General features: G+C 60.8%; 19 protein-coding genes. 8 read left to right on the top strand and 11 right to left on the bottom strand.

Going from position 1 to position 23427, the window contains the following annotated elements:
- The first annotated feature begins 652 nt into the window (after window positions 1-652).
- Genes proS through PZN02_RS19175 form a run of 3 tightly spaced genes read left to right on the top strand, consistent with a single transcriptional unit; the run spans window position 653 to window position 4015 of the window.
- Window positions 653-1981, top strand: a complete 1329-nt coding sequence (proS, locus tag PZN02_RS19185; protein ID WP_280659485.1) for a proline--tRNA ligase — start codon at window positions 653-655, stop codon at window positions 1979-1981.
- Between the two features lie 18 nt (window positions 1982-1999).
- The gene (locus PZN02_RS19180; RefSeq protein ID WP_280659484.1) at window positions 2000-3310 is read left to right on the top strand and encodes a lipoprotein-releasing ABC transporter permease subunit; all 1311 of its coding nucleotides are present in this window, start codon (window positions 2000-2002) and stop codon (window positions 3308-3310) included.
- 18 nt (window positions 3311-3328) lie between these two features.
- The gene (locus PZN02_RS19175) at window positions 3329-4015 is read left to right on the top strand and encodes an ABC transporter ATP-binding protein (RefSeq protein WP_280659483.1); all 687 of its coding nucleotides are present in this window, start codon (window positions 3329-3331) and stop codon (window positions 4013-4015) included.
- Between the two features lie 128 nt (window positions 4016-4143).
- Here PZN02_RS19175 and PZN02_RS19170 read toward each other — a convergent pair whose 3' ends face one another.
- Window positions 4144-4611: a DUF5680 domain-containing protein gene (locus PZN02_RS19170; protein WP_280659482.1), complete on the bottom strand. Its 468-nt coding sequence runs from the start codon at window positions 4609-4611 to the stop codon at window positions 4144-4146.
- A 154-nt stretch (window positions 4612-4765) separates the two neighbouring features.
- On the opposite strand from PZN02_RS19170, the gene PZN02_RS19165 reads away from it, so the two are divergent.
- Window positions 4766-4921 (top strand): hypothetical protein, encoded by a 156-nt coding sequence (locus PZN02_RS19165; RefSeq protein ID WP_280659481.1) that lies wholly within the window; start codon window positions 4766-4768, stop codon window positions 4919-4921.
- A 158-nt stretch (window positions 4922-5079) separates the two neighbouring features.
- Window positions 5080-8574, top strand: coding sequence for a DNA polymerase III subunit alpha (gene dnaE, locus PZN02_RS19160; RefSeq protein ID WP_280659480.1), 3495 nt, complete (start codon window positions 5080-5082; stop codon window positions 8572-8574).
- 83 nt (window positions 8575-8657) lie between these two features.
- Here dnaE and PZN02_RS19155 read toward each other — a convergent pair whose 3' ends face one another.
- Together PZN02_RS19155 and PZN02_RS19150 are read right to left on the bottom strand one after the other, a co-directional pair.
- A complete protein-coding gene (locus PZN02_RS19155) occupies window positions 8658-9884 on the bottom strand; it encodes a L,D-transpeptidase family protein (protein WP_280661550.1) in 1227 nt (408 codons plus the stop codon).
- Between the two features lie 182 nt (window positions 9885-10066).
- Window positions 10067-11359: a DNA polymerase IV gene (locus tag PZN02_RS19150; protein WP_280659479.1), complete on the bottom strand. Its 1293-nt coding sequence runs from the start codon at window positions 11357-11359 to the stop codon at window positions 10067-10069.
- 75 nt (window positions 11360-11434) lie between these two features.
- Between PZN02_RS19150 and PZN02_RS19145 the strand changes: the two genes are divergently transcribed.
- A complete protein-coding gene (locus PZN02_RS19145) occupies window positions 11435-12022 on the top strand; it encodes a GNAT family N-acetyltransferase (protein WP_280659478.1) in 588 nt (195 codons plus the stop codon).
- 98 nt (window positions 12023-12120) lie between these two features.
- Here PZN02_RS19145 and PZN02_RS19140 read toward each other — a convergent pair whose 3' ends face one another.
- Together PZN02_RS19140 and PZN02_RS19135 are read right to left on the bottom strand one after the other, a co-directional pair.
- Window positions 12121-12777 carry a hypothetical protein gene (locus tag PZN02_RS19140; protein ID WP_280659477.1) on the bottom strand — a complete coding sequence of 219 codons (657 nt, stop codon included), beginning with the start codon at window positions 12775-12777 and terminating at the stop codon, window positions 12121-12123.
- Between the two features lie 2 nt (window positions 12778-12779).
- On the bottom strand, window positions 12780-13052 hold the full coding sequence (locus PZN02_RS19135) for a DUF3572 domain-containing protein (RefSeq protein WP_280659476.1): 273 nt from the start codon (window positions 13050-13052) through the stop codon (window positions 12780-12782).
- 234 nt (window positions 13053-13286) lie between these two features.
- Here PZN02_RS19135 and PZN02_RS19130 point away from each other — a divergent pair, with 234 nt between their 5' ends.
- Together PZN02_RS19130 and PZN02_RS19125 are read left to right on the top strand one after the other, a co-directional pair.
- Window positions 13287-13658, top strand: a complete 372-nt coding sequence (locus PZN02_RS19130) for a response regulator (protein ID WP_037382972.1) — start codon at window positions 13287-13289, stop codon at window positions 13656-13658.
- A 17-nt stretch (window positions 13659-13675) separates the two neighbouring features.
- The gene (locus tag PZN02_RS19125; protein WP_280659475.1) at window positions 13676-15043 is read left to right on the top strand and encodes a PleD family two-component system response regulator; all 1368 of its coding nucleotides are present in this window, start codon (window positions 13676-13678) and stop codon (window positions 15041-15043) included.
- 552 nt (window positions 15044-15595) lie between these two features.
- Here the strand turns inward: PZN02_RS19125 and rpmG are convergent.
- The 6 genes from rpmG to topA all read right to left on the bottom strand — a co-directional run bounded on the left by rpmG (window position 15596) and on the right by topA (window position 23310).
- Window positions 15596-15763: a 50S ribosomal protein L33 gene (gene rpmG / locus PZN02_RS19120; protein ID WP_006727600.1), complete on the bottom strand. Its 168-nt coding sequence runs from the start codon at window positions 15761-15763 to the stop codon at window positions 15596-15598.
- A gap of 93 nt (window positions 15764-15856) precedes the next feature.
- Window positions 15857-17041: an MFS transporter gene (locus PZN02_RS19115; protein WP_280659474.1), complete on the bottom strand. Its 1185-nt coding sequence runs from the start codon at window positions 17039-17041 to the stop codon at window positions 15857-15859.
- Window positions 17042-17054: 13 nt separating this feature from the next.
- Complete coding sequence (locus PZN02_RS19110) at window positions 17055-17771, bottom strand: NUDIX hydrolase (RefSeq protein ID WP_280659473.1); 717 nt, start codon at window positions 17769-17771, stop codon at window positions 17055-17057.
- On the bottom strand, window positions 17768-18223 hold the full coding sequence (locus PZN02_RS19105) for a DUF983 domain-containing protein (RefSeq protein WP_280659472.1): 456 nt from the start codon (window positions 18221-18223) through the stop codon (window positions 17768-17770). The genes PZN02_RS19110 and PZN02_RS19105 overlap by 4 nt, the downstream gene beginning before the upstream one ends.
- Window positions 18224-18262: 39 nt before the next feature.
- On the bottom strand, window positions 18263-20632 hold the full coding sequence (gene rnr / locus PZN02_RS19100) for a ribonuclease R (protein WP_280659471.1): 2370 nt from the start codon (window positions 20630-20632) through the stop codon (window positions 18263-18265).
- A gap of 2 nt (window positions 20633-20634) precedes the next feature.
- Complete coding sequence (topA, locus tag PZN02_RS19095; protein WP_280659470.1) at window positions 20635-23310, bottom strand: type I DNA topoisomerase; 2676 nt, start codon at window positions 23308-23310, stop codon at window positions 20635-20637.
- Window positions 23311-23427 lie beyond the last annotated feature (117 nt).

Genomic DNA, 23427 nt, shown 5'->3' with positions numbered 1-23427 from the left:
CGGCATTCAGGCCGGGACATCGGCCGTAAGAGAATGCTCCTCGCCTTGACAGCCAGAGAATTGACATATTCCAAAGGTGCTTCGGTGAAGCGAAAATCGCGAAAAGCAAAAAAAAACAAGGCGTAAAGCCTTGTTTTTTAAGTTTCGCGTGATCTTTAATCCGTTTCCGGCGGCAGCGAACGAGCGCGCCTAAGATCTTATCCTCCCAAGACTTGACCGCGAATTTCGGCAAGAATTTGGTCTTCTTGCCTGTTTTGTGAGCCGAAATTAGCTCAAACATTGGGCGCTGTCATCTGCTTTTTTTGCATTTTTGCTACAGTCTGGCAATTTTTTTCCGTTGACAGGAGCCGCCCCCGTCCTGTTACTACCGTGCTCTTTTGACGCAGGCTAAGTCTGCGCATTTCCTGTCAAATGCCATCTGTTATGTGGTTTTCTTCCCGCTGCGGCAGGGTTTTCATCTGCGCGCGAAGCGGTTATGAACGCTGAGCTCGAAATGCTTTCCGCCGGCCGTGTCGGAGGAGAAACTCAAGAGTACGATCGCAATAAGGCAAAGCCGCTTCTCCTTGCTCAGGCGAAGACGGCGGCCGAAGCACAACGTCATTTCGCCCGAATCCGTCGATAGTGCGAAGTCCACCAAGTTCCGGAACCCGTCATGCGCCTGTCCCGCTTTTTCATGCCCATCTTGAAGGAAAACCCGAAGGAAGCGGAAATCGTTTCCCACCGCCTCATGTTGCGGACGGGCATGATCCGCCAGCAATCTGCCGGCATCTATACCTGGCTGCCGCTTGGCAAGCGCGTGCTTGACAAGGTCAACGCGATCATTCGCGAAGAGCAGAACCGCTCCGGCGCGATCGAGCTCCTGATGCCGACGCTGCAGTCGGCGGAGCTGTGGCAGGAGAGCGGACGCTACGATGCCTATGGCAAGGAAATGCTGCGCATCAAGGACCGGCAGGACCGGCCGATGCTCTATGGCCCGACGAACGAGGAGATGATCACGGATGTGTTCCGCTCCTACGTGAAGTCCTATCGTGACCTGCCGCTCAATCTCTATCATATTCAGTTGAAGTTCCGCGATGAGATCCGTCCGCGCTTCGGCACGATGCGCTCGCGCGAGTTCCTGATGAAGGACGCCTATTCCTTCGATCTTGATCGCGAAGGGGCGGAGCACGCCTATAACCGGATGTTTGCCGCCTATCTGCGCACCTTTGCGCGCATGGGCCTGCGTGCCATCCCGATGCGCGCCGATACCGGTCCGATCGGTGGCAATCTCAGTCACGAGTTCATCATCCTTGCCGATACCGGTGAGTCCGAAGTCTTCTGCCACAAGGACTTCCTTGGTTTCGACATTCCGGGAGAGGATACGAATTTCGACGATGTCGCCGGCCTGAAGGCGATTTTCGAGAAGTGGACGTCGCGTTATGCGGCAACCTCGGAAATGCATGACGAGGCGGCGTTCAACGCTGTTCCCGAGGGCGAACGCCTGTCGGCGCGCGGCATCGAGGTCGGCCACATCTTCTACTTCGGCACAAAATATTCCGAAGCGATGGGCGCGAAGGTGCTCGGGCCGGACGGCAAGGAGCACACCGTGCACATGGGTTCCTATGGCATCGGTCCGACCCGCCTCGTGCCGGCGATCATCGAGGCCTCGCACGACGAAAACGGCATCATCTGGCCGAAGTCGGTCGCCCCGTTCGATGTCGTCGTCATCAACATGAAAGCGGGTGATGCCGCTTGCGATGCGGCCAGCGGCACGCTCTACTCTCGACTCGGGAAGGCTGGATTCGACGTGCTTCTGGACGATACCGATGATCGCGCCGGCGCGAAGTTTGCGACCGCCGACCTTATTGGTGTTCCGGTTCAGATCATCGCCGGACCGCGTTCGGTTGCGAACGGCGAAGTCGAGGTCAAAGAGCGCAAGACCGGCGAGCGCGAGACGATGACGATCGAAGCCGCGATCAACAAGCTGGTTGCGACGAGATAAAGGACGAAGGAAGCGAAGATGACCGCGGCGACGGAAGACCAGGTGCAGGCTGCCGCTCAGTCTGGTGTGCCTTCCAGCCGTCCCTTTTGCGCGTTCGAGCGCATGGTGGCCTGGCGCTATCTGCGCTCGCGACGGAAGGAAGCCTTCATCTCGGTCATCGCCGGCTTTTCCTTCATCGGCATCATGCTGGGCGTGGGGACGCTGATCATCGTCATGGCGGTGATGAACGGATTCCGTACCGAGCTTATTTCGCGCATCCTCGGCATGAACGGCCATATCATCGTTCAGCCGCTCGATGGACCGCTCACCAACTATGCCGATCTCGCCACCAAGTTTTCCGCGGTCCCCGGCGTCACCATGGCGATCCCAATGGTCGAAGGGCAGGTTCTCGCCCAAGGGCTGGGTGACGCGTCAACAGGAGCCCTCGTTCGCGGTGTCCGTGCCGACGACCTCTCGAAGATGAAATCCATCTCGGAGCACATTCAGCAGGGCGATCTTGTCGGCTTCGCGTCGGGCAGCGGCGTCGCCATCGGTTCGCGTATGGCCGAACAACTGGGCATCCGTGTCGGTGGCACGATCACGCTGACTTCGCCGAATGGCGATGTGACGCCGATGGGCATGAATCCGCGCGTCAAGGCCTATACCGTCTCGGCGATCTTCGAAATCGGCATGTCGGAATATGACGCAACGATCGTCTTCATGCCCCTCGAGGAGGCGCAGCTTTACTTCAATGCTGAGGGCCTCGTCCAATCAATCGAAATTTTCGCCGAGCGTCCGGACGCGGTCGATTCCTTGCGCAAGCCCATTGAAGATGCCGCCGGCCGGCAGATCTTCATCACCGACTGGCGCGACCGCAACAAAACCTTCTTCTCCGCGCTCGAGGTCGAGCGCAACGTGATGTTCATGATCCTGACGCTGATCGTGCTGGTGGCGGCGTTGAACATCATTTCCGGCCTCATCATGCTGGTGAAGGACAAGGGCAGCGACATCGCGATCCTGAGAACGATGGGCGCGACGTCCGGATCGGTAATGCGAATCTTCTTCATGACCGGCGCCGCCATCGGCGTCGCCGGCACGATCGCCGGCGTGCTCCTTGGTGTCGTCGTCTGCCTCAACGTCGAGTCGATCCGCCAGTTCTTCTCCTGGGTCTCGGGGACGACGCTCTTCAACCCGGAACTTTATTTCCTGAGTCAGCTTCCTGCGGATATGAATGCCGACGAAACGGTCGCAGTCGTCATCATGGCGCTTGCCCTTTCCTTCCTTGCCACGATCTTTCCAGCCTGGCGCGCCTCGCGCCTCGATCCGGTGCAGGCCCTGCGGTACGAATAACAAGGACAAGAACGCAAAATGAATGCGCGTGTGGCACTGCAGCTCTCCGGCATCGAGCGGCACTACGGAGAGGGTGAAACCTACCTGCCGATCCTCAAAGGTGTCGATTTCACACTGCGAAGCGGCGAGACCGTCGCGCTCGTGGCGCCTTCGGGAACCGGCAAGTCGACGCTCTTGCATGTCGCAGGCCTGCTCGAACATCCGGACGCGGGCGAAGTCGTCGTGAACGGTTTGGCTTGCAACGGGCTCAGCGATGATCGGCGCACCGCGATCCGGCGCAAGGAGATCGGCTTCGTCTATCAGTTCCATCACCTGCTGCCGGAATTTTCCGCGCTGGAAAACATCATGATGCCGCAACTAATCGCCGGCCTGCCGAAGGCGGAAGCAGCGGAGAGAGCCGCCGCTTTGCTCGATTATATGCGCATCGGCCACCGTGCCAGCCATCGACCGGGCGAACTCTCCGGCGGCGAGCAGCAGCGCGTTGCGATCGCCCGCGCCGTGGCCAATGCGCCTCTCGTTCTCCTGGCTGATGAGCCGACCGGCAATCTCGATCCCGAGACCGCTGGCTATGTTTTCGAGGCGATGGAGGCCCTGGCACGCCAGTCGGGCCTTGCCGCACTGATTGCGACGCACAACCATGAACTCGCCTCCCTGATGGATCGCCGTGTGACGATCGAGGATGGGAAGGTCGTTGAACTGAAGTAGGCTTAAGGCGCTATCGAGCGGGATGCGGGAAAAGTGCGCGCGGTTTTCTGCCCACATCCGCGTCTCAACTTATTAGAGTCAATCACGATGAATTTCGGCCGATTCGACCCAAAATCACCGTGATCTCGTCACGGAACGATGAGCCCGCCTCGATAATCGAGCTCGTAGGCCTCTTCGCCATCGACGAAAATGACCTCGCGTCCGGAAAAATGATCGGTCGCGCCGCGGCTGCTGTCGACGTAACAACCGTAGGCGTGCTGATATTCCGTGCCGCCGAGGAAATGGCGCTTGTCGCGATACATGGTCTGTAGTGCAGCTTTAATAACGGTGCCGGCTCGTTCCGCATCGATCAAGTCCCGACGGATAATGCGACCGAAGTAGTTCATCGCCCAGCGCGGTTTGCCATCATGCCAGACTGCTTCCTGGCCGGCAAAATCCGTTCCGCCAAAATAGCTGTCGAGATAGCGCCACGCGCCGCGCTGGTGACCGATATCGCGCGAGCCGAGCCTGCAGGCGGGCAGGGCCGCGCCGTCGCCGACATATGTCCTCGATTTTGCCTCGACGATGAAGTCGGTGAGTTCCTTGATGCTGAACATGAGCGTGCTCCCATTTTCGTGAGCGAGGATGCCGTAACATCGCCAGCTTGTAAAGAACAAAAAGGGAACAAACGTCGATGCACCAGGCCTCCGAACCCTGACGGCGCCCAGCCACAGGCGCGTTAACCATCACCTTTGAATTGCGGGATCTTTTATGCAGGCTTACTTGACTATGGAACAAAAAAAGAACAAAAGAAAAACAATAGCGGAAAGGAGCCATCTAATGACTGATTTCGTTCGTGATCTCGCCGCCTTCGCCTCCATGAGCCTGTTCATCGCCAGCATTTCGGTGATTGCGCTCGGATTGTGATCCTTCTGCGCCGGCGCGGCTTCGCATGGCGCGGCGGCGTCGGATCTGTGCTACCTCGGATGCAATGTTGAAAAAGACGGCGGTCCCGGTCGTTGCGCTGGACATCAAGGACCGGAAACGGGATATCCTCTGCTCCGAACGGGAATCGGAGTGTAACGATGGCGAATGACCAGAGCCTTGGGCAGGGCGCAGCTGCGACGGATCCGCAGTTTGTTCACTTGCGCGTGCATTCGGCCTTCTCGCTGCTCGAGGGTGCGTTGCCGCTGAAGAAAGTCATCGGCAAGGCTGTTGCGGATGACCAACCGGCCATTGGCATTGCCGACACCAACAATCTTTTTGCTGCGCTCGAATTTTCACAAAAGGCGGCGGATGACGGCTTGCAGCCGATCATTGGCTGCCAGTTGTCGATCGACATGGAAGACGAGGCGGAAGCAGAACGGCGCGGCCATCATCATCAGCTTGCAAAGCTGCCGTCGCTCGTGCTGATCGCCGCAACGGACGCCGGCTATGTACGGCTCGTCGACCTCGTCAGCCGCGCCTATCTCGACGGCGAGGGCAGCCAGGCGGCGCGAATAACGCGGTCATGGCTGGCTGAGGGCGGGACCGATGGCCTGATCGCGCTGACGGGGGCGGCAAGCGGCCCGATCGACTTGGCATTGAGGGCGGGCTCGACGGTTCTGGCAGAGACCCGCCTGAAGGCGTTGATCGAGCTCTTCGGCGACCGGCTCTATCTGGAACTGCAGCGGCACGGCAACTATGACCGGCGCCACGAGAGCCGCATGATCGAACTCGCCTATCGCTTTGATGTACCGCTGGTGGCGACCAACGAGGCGTTCTTTCCTGCGCCGGCTGACTATGATGCGCACGACGCTCTGATGGCGGTCGCGCACAACGCGATGGTTTCGGATGACAGCCGGTTCCGGCTGACACCGGACCACTATCTGAAAAGCCGCAAGGAGATGGCGGCGCTCTTCGCCGATCTTCCGGAAGCCCTGGAGAACACGATCGAGATCGCCCGGCGCTGCTCCTTCATGCTGAAGACCCGTGGGCCGATCCTGCCGCGCTTCACCGGCGCTTCGGAGGACCCGGAGGAAGCAGAACGTGCGGAGGCGGCGGAGCTCCGCCGGCAGGCGGAGGAGGGGCTTGAGGTCCGCCTGGCGAAGCTCGGCATGGCCCCCGGCTACAAGGAAGAGGATTACCGCGAGCGGCTGGCCTTCGAACTAGGCGTCATCGAACGGATGAAGTTCCCGGGCTACTTCCTGATCGTTTCGGACTTCATCAAATGGGCCAAGCAGCACGACATTCCCGTCGGCCCGGGCCGCGGCTCGGGTGCGGGATCGCTGGTGGCCTATGCGCTGACGATCACCGACGTTGATCCGATGCGTTTCTCGCTGCTGTTCGAGCGCTTCCTCAATCCCGAACGCGTGTCGATGCCGGACTTCGATATCGACTTCTGCCAGGACCGGCGTGAAGAGGTCATCCGCTACGTCCAGGGCAAATACGGTCGCGAGCAGGTGGCGCAGATCATCACCTTCGGATCGCTGCAAGCGCGCGCGGCGTTGCGCGATGTCGGCCGCGTGCTCGAAATGCCCTATGGCCAGGTCGACAAGATCTGCAAGCTGGTGCCGAACAACCCTGCCAATCCGACGCCGCTTTCGAAAGCGATCGAGGAGGAGCCGCGGCTGCAGGAGGAGGCGGAAAAGGAGCCGGTCGTGGCTCGCCTTCTCGATATCGCCCAGAAGATCGAGGGCCTCTACCGCCATGCCTCGACGCACGCCGCCGGCATCGTCATCGGCGATCGGCCGCTCTCGAAGCTGGTGCCGATGTACCGCGATCCGCGCTCGGACATGCCGGTGACCCAGTTCAACATGAAGTGGGTGGAGCAGGCCGGCCTCGTCAAATTCGACTTCCTTGGCCTGAAAACGCTGACGGTGCTGAAGACCGCGGTCGATTTTGTCGCCAAGCGTGGCATCCATATCGATCTTGCGAGCATTCCGCTTGACGATGTGAAGACCTACGAGATGCTTTCCCGCGGCGAGACGGTCGGCGTGTTCCAGGTGGAAAGCGCCGGCATGCGCAAGGCGTTGATCGGCATGCGGCCGGACTGCATCGAGGACATCATCGCCCTCGTTGCGCTCTACCGCCCAGGCCCGATGGAAAACATTCCGGTCTACAACGCCCGCAAGCACGGCGAGGAAGAAATCGAGTCGATCCATCCGAAGATCGATTATCTGCTGAAGGAGACGCAGGGCGTCATCGTCTACCAGGAGCAGGTGATGCAGATCGCCCAGGTGCTCTCGGGCTATTCGCTCGGCGAGGCCGATCTGTTGCGCCGCGCCATGGGTAAGAAGATCAAGGAGGAGATGGACAAGCAGCGCGCCCGCTTCGTCGAAGGGGCCGTCAAGAACGACGTGTCGAAACCGCAGGCCGATCTGATCTTCGACCTGCTTGCGAAGTTCGCCAACTACGGCTTCAACAAGTCGCATGCGGCCGCCTACGCCATCGTCTCCTACCAGACCGCCTATATGAAGGCGCATTATCCGGTCGAGTTCCTCGCTGCGTCGATGACGCTCGATATGTCCAACACGGATAAGATCAACGATTTCCGCCAGGACGCCATGCGCCTCGGTATAGAAGTGATCGCGCCGTCGGTGCAGACCTCGTTTCGCCATTTCGAGACCGGCGACAACCGCATCTACTATTCACTTGCCGCCATCAAGGGCGTCGGTGAGTCGGCCGTCGAGCATATCGTTGCGGTTCGTGGCGAACGGCCCTTCGCGAGCCTCGAGGACTTCTGCCTCCGGATCGACCCGAAGCTCCTGAACAGGCGTGTTTTCGAAAGCCTGATCGCCGCAGGCGCTTTTGATTGCTTCGGCTACGACCGGGCCGAACTCATCGGCGGTCTTGATCGGGTCCTGGGCTTTGCCCAGCGCGCGCAGGAAAACAAGGTGAGCGGCCAGAGCGATATGTTCGGGGCCGGTGCCGCCACTGGACCGGAGAGGATCGCGCTGCCGGCCTACACGCCTTGGCTTGCCTCCGAGAAGCTGCACCGGGAGTATCAGGTGCTCGGCTTCTATCTTTCTGCCCATCCGCTCGATACTTACAACAAGCTGCTGGCGAAGATGCGCGTGCAGACATTTGCGGATTTCGCAGCGGCGGTGAAGCAAGGGGCGACCGCCGGCCGGCTCGCTGGAACGGTAACCTCGAAGCAGGAGCGCAAGACGCGCACCGGCAACAAGATGGGGATCGTCGCCTTCTCCGACGCATCGGGCCAGTTCGAGGCCGTTCTCTTCTCGGAAATGCTGAACCAGTATCGCGATCTACTGGAGCCGGGCAAGTCGCTGGTCATGACGGTGGCCGCCGAGGAGCGGCCGGAAGGGATCGGCCTCCGCATTCAGACTTTGCGATCTCTCGAAGAGGAATCGCTTCAGATGCAGAAGGCGCTCAGGGTTTTTGTCCGGGACGCCGGTCCGCTGCGCTCCATCGCCTCCCATCTCAACACGAAGGGTGATGGTCTCGTTTCCTTCGTGGTCATCAAGGAAAACGGTCAGCGGGAGATCGAGGTCGAGCTCAACGAGAAATACCGCATTTCGCCCGAGATTGCCGCGGCGCTCCGCTCGGCCCCCGGCGTCGTCGATGTCGAGCTTGTCTAAAGCGGGATGAGGAAAAGCGTGCGCGGTTTTCCGCCCGGAATTGCGCAGTATTAGCAGTATTAAAGGCGTGCGGCGGGGCGCTGTCAGTGCGGCAGCGAGCGTGTGATGGTGATGAAATCCGTTCCCTCGCCGGTTTCCTGCCCGCTCTCCGAATCAGAGATCGATAGCGACGATCCATTGACGAGAAGGCCTACGATCCGGGCCCGCACATCGGCGGAGACGATGATCCGGTCCAGCGTTGCCTGAAGCGCATTGGACGCCGAAGGATCGGCATCGACGGAAACGCCGAGACGTTTTTTCATCGACGCGGACAAGTGGTTTTCCAGGGAAACGCCAAACCACTTGCCGGTGCCGCTTGCGGGATCGTGATCCTGGAACTGCAGGAAATGCGTTCCCAATGCGGCTTCCGGCTGCTCGATGTCGACGTCGGCCGAGAAGAGCGGTTGGAACCGTTGACGCACGAGCAAGATGCCGTTCGACGGCTTTTCGCGGCCGGCCTTGCGGAACACCTTGTCGATCAGTTCCGGCGTTATTTTGCCGTCGGGTGGAAGACCTTCGGCAGACTGGAAGGCGCGCACGGCGTCAGACGTGGCGGGACCGGTCCAGCCATCCGGGACGCCGGCATCAAAGCCGAGGCTGTTTAGCAGCATCTGCAACTCGCGGACGGTGTCGCGGGTGCTGCGCCGCGTGATCAAGATGCGGATCGGTGCCGGCGATTGGGCGGAAGCGGTCGGCACGGAGGCCGTCTTGATCATTGCCACTTCGAGTGGATTGTTCTCCTTCTGGCTGAGCGCCGGACGCAGGGGAACGTCCGAAAGCGGAGCCGGCTTTTCCTCAAGTGTTTGGTTCGGTTGGAAAAGCGAGTCGCTTGAAATCTCGGCAGGAACCACCTGTCGATCAGATATCAGAACGTGCATTCCGTGCCTGGTCATCTTGAACAGTTTCGCCGCAAATTTGCTGGGCAACCGCACGCAACCGTGCGAGGCCGGGTATTTCGGTACGTGGCCCGAGCCATGGAGCGCAATTCCGGACCAAGTCAGTCGCTGCATGAACGGCATCGGCGCGTTCGAATAGATGTTGGACTTGTGGTGGCGGCGCTTTTCGAGGATCGAGAAGATCCCCGTGGGCGTCGAATGGCCGGCTTTCCCGGTCGATACCTTCGAGGTAGCGATGACGGTATTACCGTCATAGACGACGATCGATTGCTGCTGCGTCGAGACGATCACCTGCAGCGGTGCATCGCTGGCGGCAATGACGGACGACGCCGACGCCAGCAGGAGGGCGAACCCGCCTCCGAGAGTGAAACGCAAAACCATACTCTCATTCCAACGCAAGAACTGTCGAACGAGCGTATCCGCCAATATTTAAGGAATTCGATCACTGCGAGCGGCGCCGTGCATCTTTCAGGCGCACAAGATCGCTGTAGGAATTTGAATTGCTGCGCGTTTGTGAATCGGCTCCGACTTACGGAAACATGCAGTAGGCGACCGCATTACTGATCGCGACGCCGGTGGCTGAAAGTGTAGCCGGTCTCGACGGTCGTCTTGCCGAACTTGTCGCGCAGCTTGTTGATGGCGTCCTCGGCAGCCGCGCGCCTCGTCGCTGCCGGATCCACCAGATCCGGCGGATCGGCGAAACCGGGATCGGACAGGTCGCTGACGCCGATGCCGATTAGCCTGTATCGCGTTCCGTCGACTTCCTTTTCCAGAAGCTGGAGGCCGGTGCGGAAGATACGATCTGCCAGACGTGTCGGGCTGTCGAGCCGCCTGTTACGCGTGCGAATCTTGAAGTCGGCGGTCTTGAGCTTGAGGACGACGGTTTGTCCGGCAAGCTCTGCTTTGCGCAGCCGCAACGCCACCTGTTCGCTGAGCCGCCGCAGATGCGGGACCAGTTCCTCCGGGCGCGAGAGGTCGTCGTTGAACGTGGTTTCTGACGACACGCTCTTGGCTTCCCCGTCGGTCTCCACGATCCGCTCGTCCTGGCCGCGCGAGAGGCGGTAGAGCCTTTGGCCCATCGTGCCGTAGCGGCGCATCAGGTCGGCCTCCTCCATCATCTGCAACTGGCCGATGGTGCGGATGCCGTCCCGTTCGAGCGTCGCGGCAAAGGCCTTGCCGACGCCCCAGATCATTGTGACCGGACGCTCCTTCAGAAAGTCCACGGCCTCGGCCTGACCGATAACAGAGAAACCGCGCGGCTTCTGTAGGTCGGACGCAACCTTGGCGAGGAACTTGCAGTAGGACAGACCGATCGAGACGGTGATGCCGATCTCCTGCTCTACCCGCCCCGCAAACCGGGCAAGTGTGCGGGCCGGGGGATCATGGTGGAGCCGCTCGGTGCCGCTGAGATCGAGAAAAGCTTCGTCGATCGAAAGCGGCTGCACAAGCGGCGTCAACTCCAGCATCAGCGATCGTACTTCGCGCCCGACGCGGGAATATTTCTCCATGTTCGGCTTGATCACGACCGCATGCGGACAGGCTTCCAGCGCCTTGAACATCGGCATGGCGGAGCGCACGCCGTGAATGCGGGCGATATAACAAGCGGTTGAAACGACCCCGCGTTTGCCGCCTCCGATGATCACTGGCTTATCGGCGAGTTCCGGATCGTCGCGCTTTTCGATCGAAGCGTAGAAGGCATCGCAGTCGATATGCGCCAAGGTCAGCTTGAAGAGCTCGGGGTGGCGAAGAAGTCGCGGGCTGCCGCAGGAAAGGCACCGCCGCACCGCGACGGTTTGTTCCCTGAAGCAGTCTCGGCAGAAGCCAGGAATCGATGCAGCGCTGTCGGGCATATCCGGAACAAATGTTGAACGCGGCGACTTTACGCTCTACGCTACTGAGTCTCAAGGCGGCACTCGGAGGCTACTTTGGATATCGCCCTGCAATTTGCGCCGGTCACGGCCAATCGCTGGCCGGATTTCGAGGCGCTCTTCGGTCCGAAGGGAGCGTTCTGCGGCTGCTGGTGCGTCGCCTTGCGCCTGCCTTATGCAATCCGCGGCAACATGACGATCGACCAGCGAAAGGACTTCATGCGCGCGCGAATCGAAGCAGGGCCGCCGCCGGGTATCCTCGGCTACTCAGAGGGAAAGCCGGTAGCCTGGGTTCAGGTCGGGCCGCGTCATGACGTGCCGCAGTTCAATTCGCCGCGGACGTGTTCGCGGCCGCTCGAAGAGCGTGAGGCGGAAGACGCAAGCGTCTGGGCGGTCAGTTGCTTCTTCCTGTTGTCGCCGCTGCGCGGCAAGGGGTTGAGCCACCACATGCTTGCAGCCGCGATCGATCACGCGCGAAAGGGAGGTGCATGCTATCTCGATGCGTGCCCAATCGACCATACCAAGCAGCCGAAGTCGGTAACGCTCTGTATCGGTTCGACGGCGATCTTCAATGCTGCGGGCTTCGAGATGGTCGCTCGGCGCAAGGACGGCCGGCCGCTGATGCGACTGGATCTGAGCCGATGAGTGCAATAACTGGCACCACCTACGCATTGAATTTGGCGATCGTGGCGATCGGCGAACGAGCGGCGCGCCGACAGAACCGATCGAGATGCTGCGCCAGGTCAGTTCTGCGCCGTCGGAAGTCCGAAATGAAAGCGGACCAGCCGCGCAGCCTCCGCCCAATCCGTAACGGCATGGATGCTTGCGTCTGGTACAGGGGCGAGAGCGCGAAATTCGGCGTTCGCCATCAGGTTTATGAGAAGGCAGGAAGGGGCGTGATCCCTTACCGAGTGAAGATTGCGCAGGATGTCGTCGATGAAGACGATAGGGAGTTCCCGGTCGCCGTGCAGGTGCTTTACAAGCGGGCCCTTTGGTTCCTCGGAGGCGAGCAGCGGGTAGGGGAGGCCGAGGGCATCGAGCAGTGCACGCCGCTTGGCCGCGTGCCGCGGTGGCATCGCGGTCAGAAACACGATATCCGCCTCGGCGGAGAGTTCCGCAAGCGTGTTGACCACCAGCGTGGCCGGCGTCTGCCACTGCTCCTGCGCATCGTAAAAGGCGTCGAGCAGCGCCCTCACAGTGGCCTCGCTCGCTGCTTCGCCGTTTTCCAGATCGACGATGTTGCCGGTCAGGCGGAAAGAACTGGGCAACAGCCTGTGCTGACGGCTTTCGAGGAAGAGTTTGAACGGTGTCAGGAATTCAAGGACGACTTCATCGATATCGCTGACGATCAGGGGTCTGTGCCCCAGACGAACGACGTCGTCGGGTCGGTCGGCGGCCATGCTCAGCTATCCTCGAGATCCGACGCACCGGAGAGAAGCTGGTGTGCCCGGACCACTTCTTCCGGCCGCGTTTGCGTCGCTGCGCAGAAAGCCATTAGCGTCGGTTCGTGGTCCATCAGGAAAGCGACCAAGCCGCCCATAAAGCCCGGCTCGCCGATTGCCGTGCGCAGTGAACCGGGGTCGGTGCCGGTCAGGGCGAGGAAACGGGACAGAAGCTCCGGTTCGTCTGCGAGCCAGGCGAGGATGGCGATTGCCGTTTCGTCAGCGCTCTTCATGGTGTCGAATCTCTCGTCATCTTGCGCCCGGAATTACCTATTTTTCAACCAAATAGCGCTAGCCTCGCGACTGAAGAAATGGGCCGAGTCGTTGATTGTGCAACTTATATGTCTAGAGCGGGATGAGGAAAAGTGTTTGCGGTTTTCCGCTCGCATCCCGCTCTCACTTATTAGAATCGATCACAACGTGATCTCATGGACTTGCAAGGCGGCGGCGGACAGCAAGGTATCGACATGCCCAAACAGGTGATGATTGTTGAGGACAACGAGCTGAATATGAAGCTCTTCCGCGACCTGATTGAGGCTTCTGGCTATCAGACGATCCAGACGCGGAACGGCATGGAGGCGCTCGAGCTTGCGCGCAAGCACCGGCCCGATCTGATCCTGATGGACATCCAATTGCCCGAGGTTTCCGGCTTGGAAGTCACGAAGTGGCTCAAGGAGGACGATGAGCTGCACGTCATTCCGGTCATTGCCGTAACCGCATTCGCCATGAAGGGCGACGAGGAGCGTATTCGCCAGGGTGGTTGCGAAGCCTACGTCTCCAAACCGATTTCGGTTCCGAAATTCATCGAAACAATCAAGACCTATCTTGGCGATGCCTGAGTGGCGGGAAACTTGAGATGACAGCACGTATCCTCGTCGTCGATGACGTACCAGCCAACGTGAAGCTCCTCGAGGCGCGGCTGCTGGCTGAATATTTCGACGTCCTGACGGCAGGGGACGGGCAATCTGCCTTGGCGATCTGCGAAAAGACGCCCGTAGACCTGGTGCTGCTCGATATCATGATGCCGGGCATGGATGGGTTCGAGGTTTGCGAGAGGCTGAAGGCGAACGGCCGGACCGCACATATTCCAGTGGTAATGGTAACGGCGCTCGACCAGCCGTCCGATCGGGTGCGTGGACTGAAGGCCGGTGCCGACGACTTCCTCACCAAACCGGTCAACGATCTGCAACTGATGTCGCGGGTCAAAAGCCTGGTACGGCTGAAGAATGTCAGCGATGAATTACGCCTTCGCGCGCAAACGGCACATACGATCGGTCTGCAGGACCTTGCGCGCCCAGATCGCCCGGATGAGCCGGGTCACATTCTCCTAGTCGACGCGCGCGCCTCGTCGCAGGAGCGGCTTCTGCGGGCGCTGAAACCGATCGCCGACGTCTCGGTCATTTCGGATCCTCACGCGGCCTTGTTCGAGGCAGCCGAAAGCAATTTTGATCTCGTCATCGTCAACGCCAACTTTGACGACTACGATCCGCTGCGCTTGTGCTCGCAATTGCGTTCGCTGGAGCGCACACGCTTCATACCGATCCTGCTGGTCACGGAGCAGGGGCGTGACGAGATGGTCGTTCGGGCGCTCGAACTTGGCGTCACAGACTATGTCATGCGCCCCGTTGATCCCAATGAGCTTGTCGCTCGCTCGCTGACGCAGATCCGCCGCAAACATTGCAATGACCGGCTGCGGGCGAGCGTCCAGCAGACGATCGAACTGGCAATCACAGACGATCTCACGGGCCTGCATAATCGGCGTTACCTGGACAATCATCTCAAGCTGCTGATGGACCGGGCCGCCGCTCGCGGTCGGCCGCTTTCCATCTGCATCACTGATATCGACCGGTTCAAACACATCAACGATACCTACGGCCACGATGCGGGCGACGAAGTGCTGCGCGAATTTGCCGACCGCGTGCGTGCGACTGTCCGGGGTGCGGATCTCGCGTGCCGGTTTGGCGGCGAGGAATTCGTGATCGTCATGCCGGACACAACCCCGGAAATGGCGGCAATCGTCGCCGAACGCCTTCGTCTGATGGTTGAGAGCCGAGCATTCGCTATTCCTCAGGCCGATACGGTTCACGTCGTCACGGCCTCCCTTGGCATCTCCAGCCTGAGAGCCGAGGGTGATACGCCGGAAGCCTTGTTGAAGCGCGCCGACATGGCGCTCTACCAAGCCAAAAACAACGGGCGCAACAGGGTGGTGGCGGCGGCCGCCTAACCTTGAGGGCAGCAAGTAATGCGGTCACTCGACCGCGATTAGAATGCTCTTTTCAGGCTCTTGTTAAGTTTCTTTAAAGTTGTATTCTCCGCTGCGTCGCTGGTGCTGGGGCAAAGCATTTCCATAAGCGGCAGATTCGGCATTGTCCGAATACGAGACAGAATTAACCAAACGCCGAGCAACCTTGCTCCGGCGATTAAGAATTCGTTGATTTTTTTTTATTTTCAGGCAATGCTGATACTCATGGAAGCGTGACTTCCATCACCAATCGGTTACCCCATGATGCTCAGGTCCGCCGCATCTCCTGGGTCGTGGGGTCGGTCGGCTGGTTCTCGATGCTTGCGGATTCCTCGTGCCGCAGTCGGAAGCCAGTCGACCCCCATTCAAAACGCCGCTTCGCAAGAGGCGGCGTTTTTCGTTCCAGTTCAGCTAGATAGAGCTGTCCGGCGTCGGGAACAGCGCACCATTGGGCCGTCGTCGAAGACAACAAGGCAAAAGAAAAAGCGCCGGACCTCGCGGTCCGGCGCCTTAAAACAGACTGGAACTCTGATCTTACTTGATCTTCGTTTCCTTGAATTCGACGTGCTTCTTCGCGACCGGGTCGTATTTGGTCTTCGTCATCTTTTCCGTCATCGTACGGCTGTTCTTGGTCGTGACGTAAAAGAAACCCGTGTCGGCTGTCGACAGCAGCTTGATCTTGATGGTGGTAGCTTTCGCCATGGTCGTCCTGCCTTTATAAAAATGAAAGCCGTGGACAACCGGTTGCGGGCCACGGACAAGGTTGGCGCGAAACTACAAATCGCGACCGAAAAGTCAAGGCCGTTTTGGTTTCAAAACGATCCGAGCCACCGAAAGCGCAACATAAAGCCCGAAGAATGCTGCGATCGCCCAGGCGAAACCGTCGTTGCCGGTAACGTCCATTGCGGCGCCGATCACCTGCGGACCCGCAACGGTGCCGACGGCGTAGGAGAAAACAAAGGCCGCATTGGCCGCAGCGAGGTCGGCGCCCTGAAGCCGAGAACCCAGGTGGCTCAGCCCGACTGTGTAGAGGCCGGAAACGCATCCGCCCCAGAACAACAGCACAAGGGCCATCAGGACCCAGCTTTCGACCAGCATTGGGAGACAGAGGGCGCCGATGAGGCCAATCACCGTCATCGCGGATAGGAGCGTGCGGCGATCTTTCACGCGGTCGGACAACATCCCGAGCGGGATCTGGAAGATGAAGTTCCCGACTCCCATGACCGTCAGCAGCAGCGCTGCCTGCGATTCGGTAAAGCCAGCCCGCGTGCCGAAAATCGGGAACAACGAGAGACCGCCCGATTCGACGGCGCCAAAAATGAAGACCGCGGCGGTTGCCGTGGGCACGAGGAACACATAGCGCATGAAATGGCGCTCGGGTTTCTCGCCGAGAACGGGGCTTTCGTTGCGCGCCAGAAAGATCGGTATGGCCGCAAGCAGGATCACGCCGGCACCGACGGCGAAGGGCAATATCCCCTCGCTGCCGAGGATCGAAAAGAGCAGGGGACCGCTCGCAAAACCGAGCGAAAGCACGGTACCGTAGATCCCGAGCACGAACCCGCGCCGGTTGGGCGGTGCCGTGGCATTGATCCAGAATTCCGAGAGGATGAAAAGCACGGTGATCGCGCCGTGGAAGACGACACGCAAGGGAAACCACAGCCAGAAATTCGTGATGTAGTAAAAGCCGAGCGCGCTCACCGCGGCAAACAATATCGCCAGGAGCATTGTCGGAGCGACACCGTGACGGTGCGCGAACTTCGTCGTGAACGGGGCGGCCGCCATGGAGGCGAAGCCGGCCATTGCCGAGTTGAGCCCGATCAGTGTCGAGGGGATTCCGCGCTTCTCCATGATGATGCTGAGCAGCGGGAGGCCCAGGCCGATGGCAATGCCGACCGCCGTGATTGCGGCTACGGCCGCAATCAGCGAAAGCCAGTGAATTTCGTCAACCGGTGCAGGCGTACCGGACGGCGGCTTTGACATTCGAAAAGAACCCTTAGAGGAGCGTGCGGACAAAGCGCCCACGGCGCATGAAGTAAAACGGCACCGACCTTTCACGAGGAAGGGAGGGATCCGATTCGAGGCTGCTCCTCAGGTCCGCAAGGATCGTGACGGTGATCTCCGGTATCTGGAGGGGCGGAAGGTCGTTCACGTCGATCCACTGCAAGTCCTGAAGCTCCCGGCTTTCCAGAATCAGCGAAGCGTCGATGTAGGCCTCATCCGCGAAAACCGCGAAGAAACGTGTGTCGAACCGCCTCGAGTGTCCCGGAGGAGTGATGGCCCGAGCCATATAGCGTAAGTTTGCAAGATCGGGAAGGAAGGGAAGGCCGGCGTTCGGCTTGAGGTTTGGCTTGCCGACGCGGACGCCGGCCTCTTCGTAAAGCTCCCTCACGGCGGCCAGAGCGAGCGCCCGCGCCCGGGCTTCGGTCAGCGGTCGCCCTTCGACCGACTTTAGCGATTGCAGAACGGCCGGATGGAGATCGCCCGCAAAAGCCAGCCGATGGTCGGAGGGATCGCGCCGGCCGCCGGGGAAGACATAGACGTCCGGCATGAAGGCATGGGCGCTGTGGCGCTTTCCCATGAGCACATGAACGCGCGCGCCTGACCGGTCTAGGATCATGATGGAAGCGGCGTCCCGCGGTCTTACGGGCCTGCCTCTGGGGGATTCGGACTGCGGCGAAGCTGCGCTGCCGCTACGGCGCTCCGGCGTCATGCCGAGGCGTCTCGCGCCGGAAGCACGTCTTCCGGGCCATCCTCCTTGCCGCCGAACCCATGCATTTTGAGAGCCCATTGCAGTCCGATGACGGCACCCTTTACCGGCTGCAGCAGCGCAACGGAACTGGCAAGCGTGACCGGTGCCCAGATCGCCAGATGCCGCCAGGTCGAAAGCGGGAGCACGAGGTCAGTCATCATGTAGCCTGCGAGCACGGCGTGGCCGACGATCGTGACGACGATATAGGGCGGGAAGTCATCGGCGCGATGATGGTCCATGCGCTCGCCGCACGCAGCACAGGCATCGACAGACTTGATGAAGGCCCGGAACAGGCGCGCATCGCCACAGGCAGGGCACCGGCCGAGGAAACCGCGCTTGATCGAGCGCATGACGGGACGGTCTCCGTCCTCCATTTCCGCGAGATGGAGCTCTTCGGTGGCCGATGTCTTCATATCGATATCCTTCTTGCCCCGACTCCGCAGTCCTGTCGGCTATCGCCTGCCTCGCGGTGCCCGCGTTCCCGGTCGCTTGCCTGCGCCCGGTCGGTCGCGGCGACCGGCCTTATGGAAGGAGCGTGTTGCGGTCGGCATCTTTCGCCCTTCGCTCAACATCTCGAAGCGGAGCGCACCGGCGAGCGGCACGGCCTCTTCCAGTTTGACGCGTACCGGATCTCCAAGACGATAGCCGAGCCCCGACTTTTCGCCGGACAGGGCCTGGTGGGCCTCGTCATAGATGTAATAGTCGCGTCCGAGCGTAGATATAGGGATAAAGCCGTCGGCACCATAGGCAGGTAGGGTGACAAAAAGTCCCGCCTTGGTGACGCCGGAGACGCGCCCGTCGAATTCCTCGCCGATGCGTCCGTGCAGGTGATGCGCGATCAACCGATCGATCGTATCGCGCTCGGCCGCCATCGCGCGCCGCTCGAAGGTGGAAATCTCGGCGGCGATATCGTCGAGCGCACCTTCCTCTTGCGGCGTCGTGCCGCCCGCGCCGAGGCCGAGCGCGGTGACCAGGGCGCGATGCACGACCAGATCGGCATAGCGGCGGATGGGAGAGGTGAAGTGGGCATACTTCATCAGGTTCAAGCCGAAATGGCCGATGTTTTCCGGGCTGTAGATCGCCTGGCTTTGCGAACGCAGCACCATTTCGTTGACCATGGTCTCGTAAGGTTTGCCCTCTGCCTTGGAGAGTACCCCGTTGAAGTGGTTGGAACGCATGTTGCCGCCCTTGACGAGCGAGATGTCGAGCGTCGCCAGGAATTCGCGAAGCGTCTCCTGTTTTGCAAGCGACGGCTGATCATGAACGCGATAGATAAGCGCCTGCTTCTTCTGCTCCAGCGTCTCTGCCGCGGCGACATTGGCCTGGATCATCATTTCCTCGATCAACCTGTGCGCGTCGAGGCGTTCCGGCACGAAGACGCGGTCGACTGTGCCGTCGGGTTTCAAGATGATCTTGCGCTCCGGCATGTTGAGCTCAAGCGGCTGACGCCGGTCGCGTCCGCGCGTGAGCGTGCGGTAAGCCTCCCAGAGCGGCTTGAGGATCGTTTCCAGGATCGATCCGGTCTTGTCGTCCGGCGCCCCGTCGATCGCGGCCTGGGCTTGGCTGTAGGAAAGCTTGGCGGCGCTGCGCATCATGATTCGGTGGAACGTGTGTCCGGCCTTGCGACCCTCTTTCGAGAAGCGCATCCGGACAGCGAGCGCGGGACGGTCGACGCCTTCCTTCAGCGAACATAGATCATTGGAAATGCGCTCGGGCAGCATTGGCACGACCCGGTCGGGAAAATAGACCGAGTTCCCGCGCTTCAACGCTTCGAGGTCGAGAGCGGACTTCGGCTGGACATACCAGGAGACATCGGCAATCGCGACGGTGACGATCACGCCGCCCGGATTGTCGGGCGAGGGATCGGGCTCCGCGTAGACGGCGTCGTCATGGTCCTTGGCGTCGGCCGGATCGATGGTGATCAGTGGCAACGAGCGCCAGTCCTCGCGGTGTTCCATCGTCGCCGGGCGTGCTGCCTCGGCCTCGTTCAGCACGCGCTCGGGAAAGACGTGGGGAATTCCATGCGCATGGATGGCGATCATCGAGATTGCCTTCTCCGACGCAACGGAGCCGATAACGTTCTGCACCTGGGCGCGGGGCAGTCCATACCGCCCGAGGCGGGCTAGATGCACCTCCACCAGATCGCCGTCCTGAGCGTTACCGGTGAAATCCGGGTCAACCAGGATTTCTTCGCCGCGCTTGTCGATCGGCATCAGCCGCCCACCGCCGCCATGAGTCGGGCGAAAGACGCCGAGGACCGCGTCCTTGCGCTTGTCGAGGACCTTGATGATGCGCGCCGTATAGGCGGGACCGCCGCGGTCCTTCGAGGGAAATATCTTCGCCAATACCCGGTCGCCGAGACCGCCGACGGGCGCCTTGCCTTTTGCCTTGCCGACAGCGGATTGCTTGATAAGAACCGCGGGCGCGACGCCGTCGTCATCCAGCCACTCCGCCGGCCGGCCGATCAATTCGCCATCGATGTCGCGTATCGTGATATCGAGGACGGTGACGGGCGGCAGGGCACCCGGACGGACGAGCGATTTGCGCTTCTTTTCGACCAGTCCATCCTCTTCCAGCGAGCGCAGCAGTGCCTTCAGTTCGACACGTGCCTCTCCTTTCAGGCCGAAGGCCTTGGCGATTTCCCGCTTCGAGGCCTGCTGCGGGTTCTCGGCGATGAAACGCATCAGCACATCGCGCGGCGGAACCGCGCCGTGAATGATCGTTTCCCGTTCGGCGGCAGGTGTCGTCTTGGCCGCGCGGCCGTTCTTCTTGCCTGCGCCCTTTCCGGGCCGTGCGGTCGGGTCGCGCGGGATTCTGGTCAACGTCAGTCCTTCTTGGCCTTCGCGGCCGCTTTCGATTTCGCCTTGGCGGCGGTCTTTGGCTTGGCGGTCTTTGCCGCGCCGTTCGTAGCAGTCTTGGCGGCCTTTACCGTCGTTGACTTCGCTTTGGGCGCCTTGCCTTTCGTCGTGCCGCCCTTGGCGGCGCGTTCGGCAATGAGCGCCAGCGCCTCTTCGACGGTCACGGATTGCGGATCCTTGCCCTTCGGCAGCGTGGCGTTGACCTTGCCCCAGTTTACATAGGGACCGAACCGCCCGTCGCGCACCGTAATCGAGCCGCCGTTCGGGTGTTCTCCGAGCTCCTTGAGCGCCGTGGCCGCGGTACGTCCGCGGGAGCCGTTGGCGCCCTTCGACTGCTTGTCCGCGAGCACCGAAACCGCGCGGTTAAGCCCGATCGCGAATACATCCTCGATCGAATCCAGATTGGCGTAGATGCCGTTGTGCAGCACGAAGGGTCCGTAGCGGCCGAGGCCGGTGGAGATCATCTTGCCGGTTTCCGGATGCGCGCCGATGTCGCGCGGCAGTGACAACAGCGCAATGGCCTTTTCATGGTCGATCGATGCCGGTGTCCAGCCCTTGGGCAGGCTGGAGCGCTTTGCGTCCTTGCCTTCACCACGCTGGACATAGGGTCCGAAACGCCCGCTGCGCAACGTGACTTCCTCCCCGGTATGCGGATCCTTGCCGAGGCTCAGCGGCTCGTTAGACACCGACGCTTCCGCGTCGCCATTGCTTTCGGAGGAGAGCTGGCGCGTGTAGTTGCATTCCGGGTAATTGGAGCAGCCGACGAACGCACCGTATTTCCCGAGTTTCAGCGAGAGTTTTCCGGTCCCGCAGACCTGGCAGATGCGCGGATCGCCGCCGTCCTCTCGCTTCGGGAACACGAGCGGCGCCAGTTCCTCGTTGAGGGCATCGAGCACGTTGGTGACGCGCAGTTCCTTGGTATCCTCGATCTGAGAGAAGAAATCCTTCCAGAACTCGCGCAGGACGTCCTTCCAGTTGAGGTCGCCGGCGGAAATCTGATCGAGCTTCTCCTCCAGAGACGCGGTGAAATCATATTCCACATAGCGCGTGAAGAAGCTTTCCAGGAAGGCTGTCACGAGGCGGCCCTTGGCCTGGGGCACCAGCTTGCGCTTGTCGGTCGTCACATAGTCCCGGTCGAGGAGCGTCGTAACGGTTGCGGCATAGGTCGAAGGACGGCCGATGCCGAGTTCTTCCATCTTCTTGATCAGCGTCGCTTCCGAGTAGCGCGGCGGCGGCTCGGTGAAGTGCTGGGTGGCATTGATCTTCTGCTTGGCGAGGCTCTCCCGCGCGTTGATTTCCGGCAGCCGGCCGTCCTCGTCGCCGTCATCGGGCTGCTCGCCGTCTTCCTTCATGTCCGTGTAGGCGGCGATGAAGCCGTCGAAACGGATCACTGAACCGGTGGCCCTGAGACCAGCCCTCTCGCCGGCATTGTCGGCGATGATCTCGGCAGTCGTCCGCTCGATTTCGGCCGAAGCCATCTGGCTCGCGATGCCGCGCTTCCAGACGAGATCGTAAAGTTTGAGCATGTCGCCGTCGAGGAAGCGGCGCACCTGGTCGGGTACACGGTTGAAATCCGTCGGGCGGATGGCCTCGTGCGCTTCCTGGGCGTTTTTCGCCTTGGTGGAGTAGAAGCGGGGTTTCTCCGGCAGATACCGGTCACCGAACTGGCTGCCGATCGCCAGACGCGCAGCGTCGATCGCCTCGGGCGCCATCTGCACGCCGTCGGTACGCATATAGGTGATGAGACCGACGGTCTCTCCGCCGATGTCGACGCCCTCGTAAAGCTTCTGCGCCACCTGCATGGTACGCGAGGCTGAGAAGCCAAGCTTGGAAGAGGCTGCCTGCTGCAAAGTCGAGGTGGTGAAGGGCGGCCCCGGATTGCGCTTGACCGGCTTTGCTTCGACACTCTCGACCACATAGCTCGCGCCATCGAGCAGGGCCTTCAGCCGGTTGGCCTCGTCGCCATTGCCGATCGCTTTGGGCTGCAGCCGCTTGCCGTCGGCCGAGACGAGACGTGCTTCGAATTCGTCGCCGCGCGGCGTCTTCAGGAGCGCCGAGAGATTCCAGTATTCCTCGGTGACGAAGCGCTCGATTTCGGCCTCGCGATCGCAGACGAGACGCAGCGCCACCGATTGCACACGGCCGGCCGAGCGCGCGCCCGGCAACTTGCGCCAGAGGACCGGGGAAAGATTGAAGCCGACAAGATAGTCGAGGGCGCGCCTGGCGAGGTAAGCATCGACCAGCGAAATGTCGATAGCACGAGGCTCGGCCATTGCATCGAGCACGGCCTTTTTTGTGATCGCATTGAAGACGACGCGGCTGACCGGCTTGTCGCCGATCACCTTCTTCTTCTTGAGAAGGTCCAGCACATGCCAGGAGATTGCCTCACCTTCGCGGTCCGGGTCGGTTGCGAGAATCAGCCCGTCCGACGATTTCACGGCGTCGGCGATATCCTTCATGCGTTTCGCTGAAGCGCCGTCGACCTCCCAGGACATCTCGAAGTCTTCGTCCGGGCGCACCGATCCATCCTTGGCCGGCAAGTCCCGCACGTGGCCGAACGAAGCAAGCACCTTGTAGCCTGGGCCCAGGTACTTGTTGATCGTCTTGGCCTTGGAAGGCGATTCCACCACTACAACATTCATCGTCATTCTCTGAGACAATCTCTTTTGGCAGAGCGCAAATGCGGCGCGCCGGATATTGACGCCACGAAATGGACAGGGATTCGGGCGCGGTCAAGGGGTTTCATTGAAAATAGCAAT

This window comes from Sinorhizobium garamanticum, assembly GCF_029892065.1.
GTDB classification, from domain to species: Bacteria; Pseudomonadota; Alphaproteobacteria; order Rhizobiales; family Rhizobiaceae; genus Sinorhizobium; species Sinorhizobium garamanticum.
The sequence above is the reverse complement of the archived record's forward strand: the minus strand, read 5'-3'. Positions and strand labels throughout refer to the sequence as shown.